General features: G+C 63.0%; 17 protein-coding genes. 7 read left to right on the forward strand and 10 right to left on the reverse strand.

The window, feature by feature from the left end:
* Window positions 1-240 precede the first annotated feature (240 nt).
* Genes ACQY6C_RS14265 through ACQY6C_RS14275 form a run of 3 tightly spaced genes read right to left on the reverse strand, consistent with a single transcriptional unit; the run spans window position 241 to window position 3,111 of the window.
* On the reverse strand, window positions 241-906 hold the full coding sequence (locus tag ACQY6C_RS14265) for a DsbA family oxidoreductase (protein WP_427969872.1): 666 nt from the start codon (window positions 904-906) through the stop codon (window positions 241-243).
* Between the two features lie 17 nt (window positions 907-923).
* Complete coding sequence (gene nudC, locus ACQY6C_RS14270; protein WP_427969874.1) at window positions 924-1,811, reverse strand: NAD(+) diphosphatase; 888 nt, start codon at window positions 1,809-1,811, stop codon at window positions 924-926.
* Window positions 1,804-3,111, reverse strand: coding sequence for a serine hydrolase domain-containing protein (locus tag ACQY6C_RS14275; RefSeq protein ID WP_427969876.1), 1,308 nt, complete (start codon window positions 3,109-3,111; stop codon window positions 1,804-1,806). Before ACQY6C_RS14275 ends, nudC begins: the two co-directional genes overlap by 8 nt.
* A 104-nt stretch (window positions 3,112-3,215) precedes the next feature.
* On the opposite strand from ACQY6C_RS14275, the gene ACQY6C_RS14280 reads away from it, so the two are divergent.
* Window positions 3,216-3,437: a hypothetical protein gene (locus ACQY6C_RS14280; RefSeq protein ID WP_427969878.1), complete on the forward strand. Its 222-nt coding sequence runs from the start codon at window positions 3,216-3,218 to the stop codon at window positions 3,435-3,437.
* Here ACQY6C_RS14280 and ACQY6C_RS14285 read toward each other — a convergent pair.
* A complete protein-coding gene (locus ACQY6C_RS14285) occupies window positions 3,434-4,483 on the reverse strand; it encodes an A/G-specific adenine glycosylase (protein WP_427969902.1) in 1,050 nt (349 codons plus the stop codon). The genes ACQY6C_RS14280 and ACQY6C_RS14285 overlap by 4 nt on opposite strands.
* Window positions 4,484-4,512: 29 nt before the next feature.
* Here ACQY6C_RS14285 and ACQY6C_RS14290 point away from each other — a divergent pair, with 29 nt between their 5' ends.
* From ACQY6C_RS14290 to ACQY6C_RS14310, 5 genes are all read left to right on the forward strand, one after another.
* Window positions 4,513-5,073 (forward strand): DUF721 domain-containing protein, encoded by a 561-nt coding sequence (locus tag ACQY6C_RS14290; RefSeq protein WP_427969880.1) that lies wholly within the window; start codon window positions 4,513-4,515, stop codon window positions 5,071-5,073.
* A complete protein-coding gene (locus tag ACQY6C_RS14295) occupies window positions 5,070-5,759 on the forward strand; it encodes a thioredoxin domain-containing protein (RefSeq protein WP_427969882.1) in 690 nt (229 codons plus the stop codon). The genes ACQY6C_RS14290 and ACQY6C_RS14295 overlap by 4 nt, the downstream gene beginning before the upstream one ends.
* A 100-nt stretch (window positions 5,760-5,859) precedes the next feature.
* A complete protein-coding gene (locus ACQY6C_RS14300) occupies window positions 5,860-6,624 on the forward strand; it encodes a thioredoxin domain-containing protein (RefSeq protein ID WP_427969884.1) in 765 nt (254 codons plus the stop codon).
* Between the two features lie 30 nt (window positions 6,625-6,654).
* Entirely contained in the window at window positions 6,655-10,077 is a 3,423-nt protein-coding gene (locus tag ACQY6C_RS14305) for an AAA family ATPase (RefSeq protein ID WP_427969886.1), read from the forward strand.
* Window positions 10,077-10,799, forward strand: a complete 723-nt coding sequence (locus ACQY6C_RS14310) for a class I SAM-dependent methyltransferase (protein WP_427969888.1) — start codon at window positions 10,077-10,079, stop codon at window positions 10,797-10,799. The genes ACQY6C_RS14305 and ACQY6C_RS14310 overlap by 1 nt, the downstream gene beginning before the upstream one ends.
* 3 nt (window positions 10,800-10,802) lie before the next feature.
* Here the strand turns inward: ACQY6C_RS14310 and ACQY6C_RS14315 are convergent, their stop codons facing one another.
* The 5 genes from ACQY6C_RS14315 to rpmF form a co-directional block, all read right to left on the reverse strand.
* Window positions 10,803-11,219 (reverse strand): MerR family transcriptional regulator, encoded by a 417-nt coding sequence (locus ACQY6C_RS14315; protein ID WP_427969890.1) that lies wholly within the window; start codon window positions 11,217-11,219, stop codon window positions 10,803-10,805.
* Window positions 11,220-11,223: 4 nt separating this feature from the next.
* Window positions 11,224-11,532, reverse strand: a complete 309-nt coding sequence (locus tag ACQY6C_RS14320) for an integration host factor subunit alpha (RefSeq protein WP_427969892.1) — start codon at window positions 11,530-11,532, stop codon at window positions 11,224-11,226.
* A 96-nt stretch (window positions 11,533-11,628) separates the two neighbouring features.
* A complete protein-coding gene (locus tag ACQY6C_RS14325) occupies window positions 11,629-12,594 on the reverse strand; it encodes a beta-ketoacyl-ACP synthase III (RefSeq protein WP_427969894.1) in 966 nt (321 codons plus the stop codon).
* Entirely contained in the window at window positions 12,591-13,649 is a 1,059-nt protein-coding gene (gene plsX, locus ACQY6C_RS14330; RefSeq protein WP_427969896.1) for a phosphate acyltransferase PlsX, read from the reverse strand. Before plsX ends, ACQY6C_RS14325 begins: the two co-directional genes overlap by 4 nt.
* A 27-nt stretch (window positions 13,650-13,676) precedes the next feature.
* Window positions 13,677-13,856 (reverse strand): 50S ribosomal protein L32, encoded by a 180-nt coding sequence (rpmF, locus tag ACQY6C_RS14335; RefSeq protein ID WP_165197281.1) that lies wholly within the window; start codon window positions 13,854-13,856, stop codon window positions 13,677-13,679.
* Between the two features lie 210 nt (window positions 13,857-14,066).
* Here rpmF and ACQY6C_RS14340 point away from each other — a divergent pair, with 210 nt between their 5' ends.
* Entirely contained in the window at window positions 14,067-14,465 is a 399-nt protein-coding gene (locus ACQY6C_RS14340) for an MAPEG family protein (protein ID WP_427969898.1), read from the forward strand.
* Between the two features lie 33 nt (window positions 14,466-14,498).
* Here ACQY6C_RS14340 and ACQY6C_RS14345 read toward each other — a convergent pair whose 3' ends face one another.
* Complete coding sequence (locus tag ACQY6C_RS14345) at window positions 14,499-15,140, reverse strand: MBL fold metallo-hydrolase (protein WP_427969900.1); 642 nt, start codon at window positions 15,138-15,140, stop codon at window positions 14,499-14,501.
* Window positions 15,141-15,241: the final 101 nt, after the last annotated feature.

Here is a 15,241-nt window from a genome sequence, read left to right on the forward strand (position 1 = left end):
CGCAATTGGGTCGTTAGCGGACAAAACGATCATCCAGATATTTCACCGCCGCTTCTGCTGGCTTATCATCGCGGCGATCACATCGCGACGATCACATCGCGCACGTCATAGGCGCCATTGCCCACGTCGCGCGGAGCCTAACGCTCATAGGCCGCAAGCAGCGGCTCCAACCGCGCTTTATGGCAAACCCTATCCCGCTCGCCCCGCCGGTGATGACAGCCGTTCGAGGGAGCCAGTCGCTCACACCGTTTCTTTCTCCGCCACACGGCGCAGCGCATCGACATAGGTCTCGGGCGACTGCGCGCCGGGAATCAGGAACTTGCCGTTCACCACCATTGCGGGAACGCCCGAGATATTCATGTCCCACGCCTGCCGCTCTTCCGCCACAACACGCGCTTCGAGCGCTTCATCGGCCAGCGCAGCCTTGGCCGCTTCGCGATGCAAGCCGGTGCTTGCCGCGACATCGAGCAAGACCTCGTGATCGGAAACGTTCTTTCGCTCATTGAAATGGGCGCGAAACAGCGCGAGCTTGAGCTGCGTCTGCACCTCCGGGCCAGCCTCTTCCAGCGCCCAGGTCAGCAGCTTGTGCGCATCGCGCGTGTTCCACATCATCGGAGAGGGGGCCTCGCCCTCACCTTCGTAATCGAGCGAGACGCCCGCCCCTTCGGCGATCGACCTCATCTGCGCGCGAATCTTCGCGCCTTCTTCCGCGGGGCGGCCGTATTTGCGCTGGAGGTGCGCTTCCTGTCCTTCGCCTTCGGGCGGCATGTCAGGGTTGAGTTCGAAAGCGTGCCAGCGGACCTGCGCCTCGATCTCTCCCTCCAGTTCACCCAGCGCCTTGGTCAGCTGGCCGTATCCGATCGCGCACCAGGGGCACATCACGTCGGACCAGATGTCGATTGTCATAGGTTGCGGGTCTGCCATCATCCCTTCTCCAGCCACCAGCTTAGCAGATGATGCGCGATTGCGTGAGGCGGCGGAGTTATGAACGGGCCGTCGCCCGCCATCGAGGCCGCTACCTCTTCGCGCGTGAACCAGCATACTTCGGCCATTTCCGTGGTATCAATGTCGAGCGCGTCATCATCCGTATAGGCATGGCAGCCCATCATGAGCTGGCTGGGGAACGGCCAAGGCTGGCTGGCGACATAGGACACATCGCGCACGCGCACGCCCGATTCCTCGAAAACTTCGCGCGCGACCGCTTCCTCGATCGTTTCGCCCGGCTCGACAAATCCGGCGAGCGCAGAGAAGCGACCCTCGGGCCAGCCGAGACCGCGGCCCAGCATCAGCCGCCCCTGATGCTCGACCAGCATGATCGTGACAGGATCGGTGCGCGGAAAATGCTGCGCGCCGCATCCACCATCGTCCTTCGGGCAATCGCGCTGCCAGCCGCCCTTTGCAGGCCGCGTATTTGCACCGCATTGAGCGCAGAAGCGATGCCGCGCGTGCCAGTCGACCAGGCTCCGCGCGCCGCCATAAAGCGCCAGATCGCCCGGTTCGAGCGAAGCCATCAGCGCCCAGAGCCGGGGGTTGGCCATGCGCGGGCTGGCATCGCCCTGCTTCGGCACGGCGGCGAAACATGCTTTCTCGTCCAGCAAGCCCAGGAACACCAGTTCGGCGTTTTCCGGCGCATCGGCTAGCGATGTCCAGGCCAGCCGCCCGGCATCGTCGAGCGACGGGAACAACCCGTCGAGCGCCAGCAGCCGCGCCTTCCAATTGGTCAGCGAGGCAAGCCGCTCAGGATCGGCACGGACATGGTCCGCGCGGTCGACCGGCGATCCGGCAAAGGCAATCGGTCCCGGATTAGCCATGCGCGCGCACCTGCAAGTCCTTGATAAGCGCAGCCCGGAAATCCCGCGTCACGGGATAGGCCTCAGCTGGCATGAATTGGGTGAACAGGCCAGCACGGATGCCATTGCCGAAATCCGCCATGCCCAGCGTCCCTGCCGCGCCGCCCCAGCCATATGTGCCATCGGCCACACGTGCGCCCGCGCCGAAACCCTGCCCAGCGACGAAGCTTCCCGACAGATCCGCACCTTCTGGGAGGATGTTCGACGTGCCGACGCGCACTGCAGTCTCGCTCATCACGCGGCGGCCGTTTATCTTGCCATAACCGAGCACCATCTCCAGGAAGCGGTCGTAGTCGCGCGGGCTGCAGACCAGCCCGGAACCGCCCCAGATGATCGGCGGCTTGTCGAGATAGACCGAGCTGCTGGCTACATCGATCGGCAGCGGCACGCCGTTCAATATGCCGTAATTGTCCGAGAGGCGATGGGCCTCGCTTTCGGGAACCTGAAACCAGCTGCTGTCCATCCCGCACGGTTCGAAGATGCGCTGCTGCAAGAAAGCGTCGAGCGTCTGCCCGGTGGCGACCTCGATTACCCGGCCCATCAGGTCGAGACCGACCGAATAGCTCCACTTCGCGCCCGGCTGGGCGATCAACGGCAGTTTGGCCAGCCGGTCGGCCCACACCTTCAGGCCGGGCGCAGGCTTGGCATTGGTAAAGCCGGGAATCGGTATCCGGCTCACCTGACCGCCGACGATCCCGCTGGCCTGATACGCCTTGAGCAGTGGCCCCTTCGTGATGATGTCATACCCCAGCCCGGCAGTGTGCGTCAGCAGGTTGCGGATAGTGATCGGACGTTCGGCAGGCACGGTCTGGTCGAGCGGCCCGTCTGCCTGTTTGAGAACGCGCATATTGGCGAAACCGGGCAGGAAATCGGCCACCGGCTGGTCGAGTGACATCAACCCGTCCTCGATACAGATCATCGCGGCCATGCCGGTGATCGGCTTGGTCATCGAATAGATGCGATAGAGCGTGTCGAGCCCGGCAGGAGCGGAGGAACGGCCGAAGCCCTGCCCACCCTGCGCGATTTTCTGCGGCGAGTCCTGCCCGCTGCCAATCACGGCCACCATATTGGCGACCTTGCCGGCGGAGACATAGCTGTCGATCGTCGAAGCCAGATTGGGCCATGCGCTAGTCTCAACCCTGGCGAGCAATTCCGCCCCGAACGGCAGAGTCGCTATCGCGCCACCCGCTGCAAGATATGCTGTGGAGCGAAACAGGCTGCGGCGCGAGACCTGCACAGAATCAAACTCCCGAAACGCCATCAAACCGTCCTTCTCCGCTTTCAAGGGCTTGCGTGTTTGGGGGAAGCGAGATCAGTGGTCAATCGCCACTTGTCAAAGCATGGTGTGCTATCCATATAAGACACATGCTGAATCTCTTATCCATTCTCATCGGTATCGTTTCGCTGGTGATCGTGATCCCGGCCCAAATCCCGCTACTCGGAGCGCTCAACTGGATCGCGCTGCCGCTGGTCGCGCTTGGCATCGGGCTCGGCCAGCTATCGTCGAGCCGCGGCGGGCGCAATTTCTGCCTGGTGGTCGGCCTGATCGCGGTTGTACGCCTGAGCCTGGGTGGTGGCTTGATCTAGCCTGCCTGCGCCTGCGCCAGCCGCGCGGCCTTGGCAAAGAGCGTCGGCAACCCCGCTTCGTCAATCCGGTCGACAGGCCACCAATCGCCTTGCCCCTGCGGCGTATCCTTGCCGCAATAGCGCATGACCTCCAGCGTGAGCGCGGCGTGTGTGAATACGTGCTGCACCACGCCCAGAGAGGCCCATTCGCCAGCGAGAGGCGGATTGCCCGAACCGTCCGTGCGCGCGGTCCAGCCGTCGTCGGGCAGAGCGCGCATTCCGCCCAGCATGCCCTTGCCCGGTCGCTGGACCAGCCAGACCGCACCGTCCCTTTCGATCCAATAGGCACGCCCCTTGCGCTGCGGCCGTGCTTTCTTCGCCGGTTTGATCGGCAATAGCGCCGGATCGCCGCTGCGCTTGCCTTCGCATTGGTCCGCCAAGGGGCAGAGTAGGCATTTGGGATCGCGCGCCGTGCAGATCGTCGCCCCCAGATCCATCATGGCCTGCGCAAAATCGCCGGCCCGTTTGTGCGGCGTGATCGCGTCGGCGCGCTCGCGAATGGCCTTGCGCGCAATGGGCAATGGCTCCTCGATAGCGAACAGCCGCGCCACAACCCGCTCGACATTGGCATCGACCACCACCGCGCGCTCGCCAAAGGCAATCGCGGCAACGGCGGCAGCGGTATAGGCGCCCAGTCCCGGCAGCTTGCGCAGCTCTGTTTCGCTCTGCGGAAACCCGCCACGCGCCGCCACTTCCGCAGCGCATTTGACCAGATTTCGCGCCCGCGAATAATAGCCCAGTCCCGCCCAGGCGCTCATCACCTCGGCTTCATCTGCGGCGGCCAGCGCATCGACATCGGGCCAGGCCTCGACGAATCTCGCGAAATAGGGCTTCACCGCAGATACGGTGGTTTGCTGGAGCATCACTTCGCTCAGCCACACGCGATAGGGATCAGGCGGGGGCTCGCCCGGCGGCGCGCGCCAGGGCAGCACCCGCGCATGGGCGTCATACCAGTCGAGCAATCGGCCAGAAATGCCCGGATCGATGGTCTTGTCGCTGGCGGTCACGGCGTGGCTATGGCATTGGCTGCGGTCCAATGGAACGGGACAAACCCATAAAGCCCACCAGCAAGGGTGGAAAGAAAACCGCTAAACCGTTTGAGCGCCCGCGCGGCGGCGGTGCCAAGCCCATTGGCGAGTTGATGCCGCAGATCGGGCGCACGGCCTTTCGCCGTTTCGGCTTCGTGCAAAGCTCAATCGTCACGCGCTGGCCCGAAATCGTTGGCGAGCAACATGCGCGGGTCTGCATGCCAGAAGCGATCCGCTTTCCGCCAGGCGAGAAATCCGAAGGCATTCTGCAACTGGTAGTAAAACCGGCCCACGCTCCGCTGATCCAGCAGGTCATCCCCGAGATTACTGAGCGGGTGAACCGCTTCTTCGGCTATAATGCAGTATCCCGGGTCAAATTGCGGCAAGGCGAGGTTAAGCCAAGGGATGCTGAAACCCGCCCCAAATCGCCGCCGTCGCTGAAGCCCATTCCGATGGAGCTGGGTGACAGCCTGCGCGATATTGGCGATCCAGAGCTGCGCACAGTGCTGGAATCGCTTGCGCGCAGCATCGGTGAAGCGGAAGGCGACAAGGAGGACGAAGCGAAGTGAAGATTTTGAAAGCGGCGCTGCTTGCCGGAATGCTGGTCCTCACCGGGGCCAACAACCGGCCCGACTGGAATGCCACAATCGTCGAAACCGACGGCGGACACCGGATCGGAAACCCAGATGCGGAACACAAGCTGACCGAATACGTGAGCTATACCTGTTCGCATTGCGCCGACTTCGCGCGCCAGGGCGATCCCGCGCTCAAACTGGCATATATCCACGACGGCAGGTTCTCGGTCGAAATTCGGCACTTGCTGCGCGATCCGATCGACCTGACCGCTGCTATGATGACCAATTGCGGGGATCCGAAGAAATTCCCGCTCAATCACAACGCCATCATGTACAGTCAGGGCGATTGGCTCCCGATCGCTCAACGCGCCACGCAGGCGCAGATAAACCGCTGGACCAATCCCGATCACGCCGCCGCGCGCCGTGCGATTGCCAGCGATTTCGGATTCTACAAGCTGATGGAAGCGCGTGGGTACCGCATTACCGATCTGGACCGCTGCCTGAATGACGACACCAAGGCACAGGCGCTCGCCACCGCTTCCTCTGATCACGCGATGCTTTTCGGCATTCGTGGCACGCCCAGCTTCGTGCTCGATGGCAAGCTTCTGGACGGTGCACATAGCTGGCAAGCGCTCCAGCCTCGCCTCGATGCCGCCTTAAAGGGTAACGCCGCTCAATAACCTAACCGTGGACACGCTTGTGGATAGCTGCCCGGCGCGCTTCACCCTGCAAAAACCTTCGTATAGCCTCCCAATTTCGAACCAAAGGACGAACTCCACCATGACGATTACTCGCCGTATCCTCGCATCCTCGCTGGCAGGCGCGCTCGCACTGACCCTGGCGGCTTGCAATTCTGGCGAAGGAGGAGCCGACACGCCCTTGAGCGAACCGGTCGCTGCGGTCGCCCCGCCCGAAGGCCAGGCCTGGACCGATGTGGTCACTGTCACCGACAGGGGCGGATATCTGCAAGGAAATCCCGATGCGCCGATCAAGCTGGTCGAATATGGCTCGCTCACCTGCCCTGGCTGCGCGGCATTTTCGGTCGACGGATCGGAATCGCTCCAGAGCGAATATGTTGCGACTGGGCGCGTAAGCTTCGAATTCCGCAGCTTCATCATTCACGGCCCACTCGATCTGGCGCTGACACGGCTGATTGGCTGTGGCCGGCCTGAGGCAGCGATCCCGCTGTCCGATCAGATCTGGGCCAATTTGCAGGACGTTCAGAACCGCGCCTATGCCGATCAGCAAGGGCTGCAGGCGACGCTGAAACTGCCTGAGGACCAGCGCTTCGTGGCCTTTGGCCAGAAAGCCGACCTGTTCGATTTCTTCGCCGCGCGCGGGTTGAGCGAAGACCAGGCCAAAACCTGCCTGGCCGATTGGCCCTCACTCGAGAACCTGGCAGAACTCTCGCGGACCTACGCGCAGGATGACAAAGTAACTGGCACGCCGACTTTTGAAATCAACGGTAAGCGGCTTGAACTATCAAGCACCGAACGCTCGTGGCCGCAGGTCGAAGCGGCGCTGCAAAGGGCCGGCGCGCGGTAAGCGCAGGCCAGAAGGGGGGTAAGGCACGCAATGGAAATCAGCAGGCTCAAGCTCAGCGGTTTCAAGAGCTTCGTCGAGCCTGCTGAACTGCGTGTCGAGCCCGGCCTGACCGGTGTCGTCGGCCCCAACGGCTGCGGCAAGTCCAACCTGCTCGAAGCGATCCGCTGGGTCATGGGCGAAAACTCGCCCAAATCGATGCGTTCGGGCGGAATGGAAGATGTCATCTTTGCCGGTACCGAATCGCGCCCACCGCGCGACTTTGCCGAAGTCGTGCTGCAGGCAAAGGACGATCGCGGCGAGGAACTGGAAGTTACCCGCCGGATCGAACGCGGCGCGGGCAGCGCCTATCGCGTCAATGGGCGCGACGTACGGGCCAAGGATGTCGCGCTGACCTTCGCCGATGCGGCGACCGGCGCGCATAGCCCCGCTCTCGTCAGCCAGGGCAAGATCGCGCAGGTCATCGCAGCCAAGCCCGCCGAGCGCCGCGCGATGTTGGAAGAGGCAGCCGGGATCGCGGGCCTGCATGTCCGCCGCAAGGACGCCGAGAGCAAGCTGCGCTCGACAGAGAAGAACCTCGAACGGCTCGAAGACCTGATGGCGGGGCTGGATTCGCAGATGTCCGCGCTCAGGCGGCAGGCGAAGCAGGCAGAGCGCTACAAGAAGCTTTCCGAAGATATCAAGATTGCCGAAGCGCGGCTGCTCTATGCCCGCTGGCGCGATGCCGCCGCCGCTGCCGACGAGGCGCGCGCTCAGGCCAAGGCGGCTGACGAGCGCGTGGCCACCGCCAAGCAGGCCGCCGATGAAGCGCAAAAGGCGCAGCACACAGCAGCAGCGGCTCTCGCCGAAGCGCGCGAGGAACTGACCGACCGGCGTGACGATGCCAGCGCGCATGGGCACCGCATGGCCGCGCTCACCAGCCAGCTCGAAGCTGCCGAACAGCGGCTCGCCGATCTCGACCGGCAGAAGCAACGGCTGGAGGAAGATCGCGGCAATGCCGACCGCATGACGCGCGATGCCGCAGAAGCGCTGGCGCGGCTCGAACGCGAGATCGGTGCTAACATCAAGGCGCTCGAAGAAGATGAAGCGCGCCGCCCCGCGCTTGCGGCCAAGTCCGAGGATACCGAACGCGCCAGCCGCGCTGCCGAGCTGGCGCTGGCCAAGGCGACTGCCGACCATGCCGGGGTAGAGGCCGAGTGGCGCGTCGCGGAAGCAGAGATCGCTCAGGCCGAAACGCGCCTCAGCCGCCTTCGTAGTGAAGCCGAGCGGCAGCAGCGCCTGCGTACCGAATTGAGCGAAGTGGGCGACCCCGATGAGGCCGTGCGCCTCGCGCAGGAGAATGCCGACAAGGCAGCCAAGGCGCTCGACGATTTGCGCGCCAAGCTGGCCGATGCCCAGGCCCGGAAGGCAGATTTGCAGGCAAAACGCGACGAAGCGGCGAGCTCTCTCGCGACCGCCAGGGCTGAACTGGCCGGTGTCGAGCGCGAGCATCAGGCACTCGCGCGCGACCGCGATGCGCGCGCCAGGCAGGCCGAACAGCGCAAGGGGTTGCCGACCGCGCTCGATCGGCTTGGTGTCGAACCCGGTTTTGAGCGCGCGATTGCGGCTGTGCTGGGCCGCGACGCCAAGTCACCACTGGGCAAGCCCGGCGATGGAGACGACGGGCGATTCTGGACCGGGAGCGCGGATCGCAAGCCCGTGGCTGGCAGCATTCTCGCGCATGTCAAACAATGCCCGGACGAGCTCAAAGCACGGCTGGCGCTGGTCCATTTCACTGAAGATGACGACGGGCGCGAACTCGGCGCGGGCGAATGGCTCGTCACGCGCGGCGGGCATTTGCGCCGCTGGGACGGCTTTGTCGCACGCGGCGAAGGCGCGGCGGAAGCGGCCCGGCTCGAAGCCGCAAACCGCCTCGCCGAACTGGAACAGCAGCTCCCTGCCCTGCGCGCAGCGGCGGAAAACTCCGCCCGTGAGGAAGATGAAGCGCGTTCTGCGTTGACCGCGCTCCAGACCGATCTGGTCGCCCAGGAACGCGGCATTGCCGAAGCGTCCGAAGACGAGCGCCAGGCACTGCGTGCTCTCGACCAGGCGGAGGCCGCGCGCGAACGGCTCGCCGCGCGGTTGGAGGAACTTGCCAGCGCCGAGCAGGATCTGGCCGAACAGCTTTCGCAGGCCGAAAGCGAACTCGCCGCGGCGCAGGAAAAACGTTCTGCCCTGCCCCCGCCCGATACTGGTCGCGCCACGCTGGAAGCCGCGCAGGCCAAGCACGAAGCTGCCAAGTCCGCCGTGCAGGCCGCCGCCGCCGAACTTGCCGCGCATGATCAGGGCCTCGCCGTGGCACGCGAACGCACCGCAGCGCAGCGCGCCGACAAGGCGAACTGGGAAGCGCGCTCGGGCGAAGCCGCCGCGCGCATGGCCGACACCGCCAATCGGCTCGAGGAGATCGATCAGGAACGCGCGGTCATGGCCGCCAAACCCGCCGGGCTGATGGCGGAAATCGAGCAAGGTGACGTAATGCGGGCCAAGCTCGGCGAGGAACTGGCTGCAGCCGAGGAAGTCGTCGCTGCTACACAAGGCAAGGTCGACACAGCCGACCGCGCCTTTGCCGAAGCCAATGAAGCACTCGCCACCGCCCGCGAATCGCGCGCTGGCCTGGCAGCACGGGCTGAAAACGAAGAGGCACGCCGGGGCGAGATGGCGCGCATTTCGGGCGAACGCTTCCAGTGCCCGCCGCCCTTGCTTTGCGAACGTTTCGAGTTCGAGGCGGAGCAGGTCCGGTCGTCGAGCGAGGAAGCCGAGGAGATGGACCGACTGACCGCCAGCCGCGAGCGGATCGGCCCCGTCAATCTCGTCGCGGCGGAAGAGCTGGCGCGGATCGAGGAAGAGCACGGCGCCAGCGCGACCGAGCAGGCCGAACTGGTCGAAGCGGTCAACCGGCTGCGCGGATCGATCGGCAATCTTAACCGCGAGGGCCGGGAGCGGCTGCGCGCTGCGTTCGAGGAAGTGAACGAGCACTTCCAGCGGCTGTTCACGCGCCTTTTCCAGGGCGGCGCAGCGCATCTGGCGCTGATCGATAGCGACGATCCGCTCGAAGCCGGCCTCGAGATCTTCGCCCAGCCGCCGGGCAAGCGGCTGCAATCGCTCAGCCTGCTCTCGGGCGGCGAACAGGCGCTCACCGCTACCGCGCTGATTTTCGGCCTGTTCCTGACCAATCCCGCACCGATCTGCGTACTCGATGAAGTCGACGCGCCGCTCGACGACGCCAATATCGAGCGTTTCTGCGACCTGCTCGATTCGATGGTGCATGAGACCAGCACGCGCTACCTGATCGTGACTCATAATGCGGTGACGATGAGCCGCATGCATCGGTTGTTCGGCGTGACCATGGCGGAAAAGGGCGTCAGCCGCCTGGTCAGCGTGGACCTGGGCGAAGCGGAACTGATGGCGGCGGAATAGTGTCGGAGCCGGACATTTACGATCCGGCCTTCGTCAAGGACGTCTTTGACCGCTGCTCAAACCGCTACATTGCCTTCAGCACGGTCTGTTCATTTGGGTTTACAGAGATTTGGCGAAGGCAATGCACAGAGATGCTCGCCTTGAAGCAGGATCAAGTCTCTGGCTATGACTTGATGGCGGGAACCGGAGAAGTCTGGCCGCATTTGCTTAAGCGATTTCCACAAGTCAGGTCCATTACTGCAGTCGATATCTCTTCGGGAATGCATCGTCGCGCTCTGCATCGGTTGCACCAAATTCGAGCCGAAAGGATTCGCTTTATCGAGGACGATGTTCTTGCAAGCCAATTGCCTACCTCGAGCGCCGACTTTGTCGTTTCGACGTTCGGACTCAAGACCTTCTGTCCCGATCAGCATAGCGCGTTGGCAAAGCTGACCGCGCGAATCCTGAAGCCAGGAGGACGCTTCGCCTTTATTGAAGCTTCAGATCCAAGAGGTTGGGTGCTCAGACCACTGTACCTTTTTCACCTCAAGGTCGCCCTCCCCTTGGTTGAAAGAACTCTTCTTCGCGGGGCGCAAGACTTTGCAATGATCGGAACATACTCAACCAATTTCGGGAACGCCTCCGGCTTTACGGAAATGCTCCGCAACGAAGGCCTTGAGGCGGATTATCGCAAATTTTTCTTTGGCTGTGCCACGGGCGTCTGCGGATCAAGGCCCGCCTAGGCCTCAAGCCTCGATAATCGCAGCCAGCCGCGCGCGGATCGCTTTCAGTTCCGGAAGAATCTCGGCCACCGTGGGCCCATCGTCGAGCGCAAGGTTCAGCTCTGCATGGGTTACGCCCGGTGCGGGTTGATTGGTTGGCGCTGCTTGATCCGAGTCGGTTTCGCCCTTGCCCGCGCGAATCGCGGCATGTGCACCCTTCAGCGTGTAGCCTTCGCTGTTGACGAGCCGGTCGATCTTCTCGACCAGTTCGACATCCTCGGGGCGATAATAGCGCCGCCCGCCACTGCGCTTGAGCGGCTTGAGCATCGAGAACTGCTGCTCCCAATAGCGCAGGACATGCGGCTTGATGCCCAATCCTTCGCTGACCTCGCCGATGGTTCGCAGCGCCTCAGCGTCCTTCCCATCGTCGAAAGTGCTCATGCCATCATTCGCCCTTCATGATCTGTTCCTTGAGCAATTGGCTTGCCCGGAACGTCATCACGCGGCGAGGAGTGATCGGCACTTCCACACCTGTCTTGGGATTGCGCCCAATTCTCTCACGCTTGTCTCGCAGAATGAAGCTGCCGAAACCCGAAATCTTGACGTTTTCGCCATTCGCCAAAGCGTCACTCATCTTGTCGAGAATGGATTCGACAAGATCGAGCGACTCGGCGCGCGACAAGCCCATCTTGCGATTGATAGTTTCGGCCAAATCAGCGCGAGTCAGCGTACCCACCGAACGCATCATGCGCATTCTCCCCTTTTTTATGCGACCCTCTTTAAAGGTCGGACGAGTATAGAGAATTTTGAGTGAACTGGCAACTTAACCTAATCGGTCAGCCATCCTTGTTCACATCCTGATTAGGCTGGCGCCCCAGGTGAAGCCGCCGCCCATCGCTTCAAACATCACCAGATCGCCCGGCTTGATCCGGCCATCCTTGCGCGCAGTATCAAACGCAAGCGGCACCGATGCCGCCGAAGTATTGGCATGGCGATCGACCGTGACCACCACCCTCTCGGGATCGATCCCGAGCTTGCGGGCAGTCGCATCCAGGATGCGGGCATTGGCCTGATGCGGCACAAGCCAATCGACATCGGCAATGGAAAGCCCCGATTCTTCAAGCACTTCGCCCAGAACCTGGGCAAGATTGACGACCGCGTGGCGGAACACTTCGCGGCCCCGCATCCGCACATGGCCAACCGTTTGCGTAGTCGACGGTCCGCCATCGACATAGAGCAGTTCATGCTGCGCGCCATCGGCATGAAGGCTGCTCGAAATGACGCCGGCGCCATCGGTGTCGCTCTCGCGGGCCTCCAGCACAACCGCCCCCGCACCGTCGCCGAACAGCACGCAAGTGGTGCGATCTTCCCAGTCGAGAATCCGGCTAAATGTCTCTGATCCAATCACCAATGCGCGTTTCGCCATGCCCGTGCGCAGCATCGAGTCGGCCGTCGCAAGCGCATAGAGAAAGCCCGAACAGACCGCGGCGACGTCAAAGGCAATGCCACCGTTGCAGCCGAGTGCGTCCTGCACCCTGGTGGCGGTTGCGGGGAAAGTGTTGTCAGGCGTGGCGGTCGCCAGAATGATCAGGTCGATGGATTTCGAGTCGATGCCGGCATCTTCGCAAGCCTTGCGCGCGGCCTCGATTGCCAGGCTGGAGGTGGTTTCACCCTCACCCGCGATATAGCGCTGGCGAATGCCTGTGCGTTCAACGATCCATTCGTCACTTGTATCGACCTGCCGCGCCAGCTCTTCATTGCTGACACAGCGCTGGGGCAATGCCGAGCCGCTACCCGTGATCGCGGACCGAATCATGCCTGCACTTCTCCATTGCGTGCGCCGGGCCACAATTGCTCGTCGAGCTCGGCGAGATCCTGTGCGATCCGGTTGGTGATATCGTCCTCCAGCAGCCGCGCCGCAACTTCGACGGCCGTGGCAAGGCCCTTGGCATTGGCGCTGCCGTGGCTCTTCACCACCACGCCGTTGAGCCCCAGGAATACCGCACCATTGTGATTGTTCGGGTCGAGATGGTGACGCAACAATTCGGTGGCCGGTCGCGAGACCAGGAATCCGATCTTCGAGCGCAGCGAACTGGTGAAGGCGTTGCGCAGCAAATCGGTGACGAATCGCGCGGCGCCTTCGATCGCCTTGAGCGCGATATTGCCGGAGAAACCGTCAGTCACGATCACATCCGTCTGGCCGCGATTGATCTTGTCGCTTTCGATAAAGCCGTCAAACTGCATCGCCAGCCCCTTGGCGGCCTGCAGCTGGGCGGCGGCATCGCGCAGGGAATCGGTGCCCTTGATTTCCTCGGTCCCGATATTGAGCAGGCGGACGCGCGGTTTTTCAAACCCGTTCACGACCCGCGAATAGGCAGCGCCCATGATCGCGAACTGGACCAGGTTGCGCGCATTGGCTTCGGTGTTTGCGCCAAGGTCGAGCATCACGGCATCATGCTCTTCCAGCGTCGGGAGCAGTGCCGCGAGCGCAGGCCGGTCGATACCCGGCATGGTGCGTAGCGCCAGCTTGCTCATCGCCATCAGCGCGCCGGTGTTCCCCGCACTGACTGCAGCGCCGGCTTCGCCTTCCTTCACGGCGTTGATGGCAAGGCCCATCGATGTGGTCTTGGCCCGCCGCAGTGCACGGCTTGGCTGTTCGTCGCCAGCAACCACATCCTCGCAATGGAGGATTTCGGATGCACCGCGCATGTTGGGATGGCTTTCGAGCGCGCGTTTGATACGCGTCTCGTCGCCCACAAGCAGGAAGCGGAACTTGTCGTGACGGCGACGTGCGAGCGCGGCGCCTTCGATCATCACGCGCACGCCTTCATCGCCGCCCATCGCATCAATGGCGATACGCGGCAGGCTCATGCTCGTGTCTCCAGCTTCGTCGGTCGATTACAGGCCGACCGCAACGACCTCACGACCGTTGTAATAACCGCAGTGCGGGCAAAGGTTATGCGGGCGCTTCAACTCGCCACAGTTCGAACATTCGTGGAATGCTTCGACCTTCAGCGAATCATGTGCCCGGCGATTGCCGCGGCGGTGGGGCGATACTTTTCTCTTGGGGACAGCCATTCCGGCACCTGTTCCTCAAATAAATACATCAATTTGTGGGCCGCTCTAGGGCAAGGACCGATAGCGCACAAGAGCGCGCGCTCTACAGACCCTGCCTTTGCGGGGAAGCCGCGGCCTATAGAGGAAAAATCCGGCGTTGCAACCCTCTGCCATTGCAACACAAGACGTAAACGAGTAGCAAATCGAAACCTGAATGGGAGGGAGACCCGAATGTCGATAATTTTGCCCGTTACGCTCAGCTCTGCCGCTGCTGCCGCCATCCTTGCGATCTGGTTGATGATCCGCGTGGGTCAGGTCCGTGTGGCCGAGAAAGTCAGCGTGGGAGACGGCGGTAACGAAAAGGTGATCCGGCGGATGCGCGCACATGCCAATTTCGTCGAGAGCGCGCCCTTCGTCGTGCTGTTGATCGGTGCGATCGAACTCGCGGGCAAAGGCGGCATGTGGCTGCCCTATGTCGCGGGAATCTATTTCATCGGGCGAATCCTGCACGGCTTCGGCATGGAAGGCGGCAGCCTTGGCTGGGGCCGCACGGTCGGCGTTTTCGTGACGCTGCTGACGCTGCTGGGGCTCGGCATCTACGCTGCGCTGGTAGGCGGCGGCTGGGTGTAAAGGATACCGCGCGCCCGGATGGGCGTCGCGAAATCAAGATAACGCATAATCACTGACAAAGGCGTTGGTCTTGCGCTCGTGGCCGAAGGTGCTGGTCGGGCCGTGGCCGGGGATGAACATGACGTCCTCGCCCAGCGGCCACAGCTTCTGCGTGATCGCATCGATCAGGTCCTGGTGGTTGCCCATGGGAAAGTCTGTTCGCCCGATCGAGCCCTGGAACAGCACGTCGCCGACAATCGCGAAGCGGCTGGGCGCGTGGTAGAATACCACATGGCCGGGCGTATGGCCGGGGCAGTGAATCACTTCGAGCGTTAGTTCGCCCAGAGTCACCGTGTCGCCCTGCTTCAGCCAGCGATTTGGCTCGAACACCTTGCCCTGGATGCCGTATTTCGCGCCATCCTCGTCAAGCCGGGCGATCCAGAAGCGGTCATCCTCATGCGGCCCCTCGATCGGGAGGCCCAGTTCCTCGGCAAGGACGCCGGTCTGCCCGCAATGATCGATATGGCCATGCGTGACGAGCAGCTTCTCGAGCGTGACCCCTGCTTTCTCCACCGCCAGCTTGAGCCGGTCGAGATCGCCGCCCGGATCGACCAGCGCCCCGCGCATCGTCTTCGTGCACCAGATCAGCGAGCAGTTCTGCTGCAGCGGCGTGACAGGAATGATGGCGGCCTTCATGGGGGGAGTGGGCTGAGGAGAGGTCTCGGTCATGCGAGGGAGATGGCGGGTGCGACGGGCGAATGCAAGGATTTGAGATGTCCGCTAACGACCCAATTGCC

The organism is Altererythrobacter sp. (assembly GCF_050299635.1).
In the GTDB taxonomy this organism is placed as follows: domain Bacteria; phylum Pseudomonadota; class Alphaproteobacteria; order Sphingomonadales; family Sphingomonadaceae; genus Erythrobacter.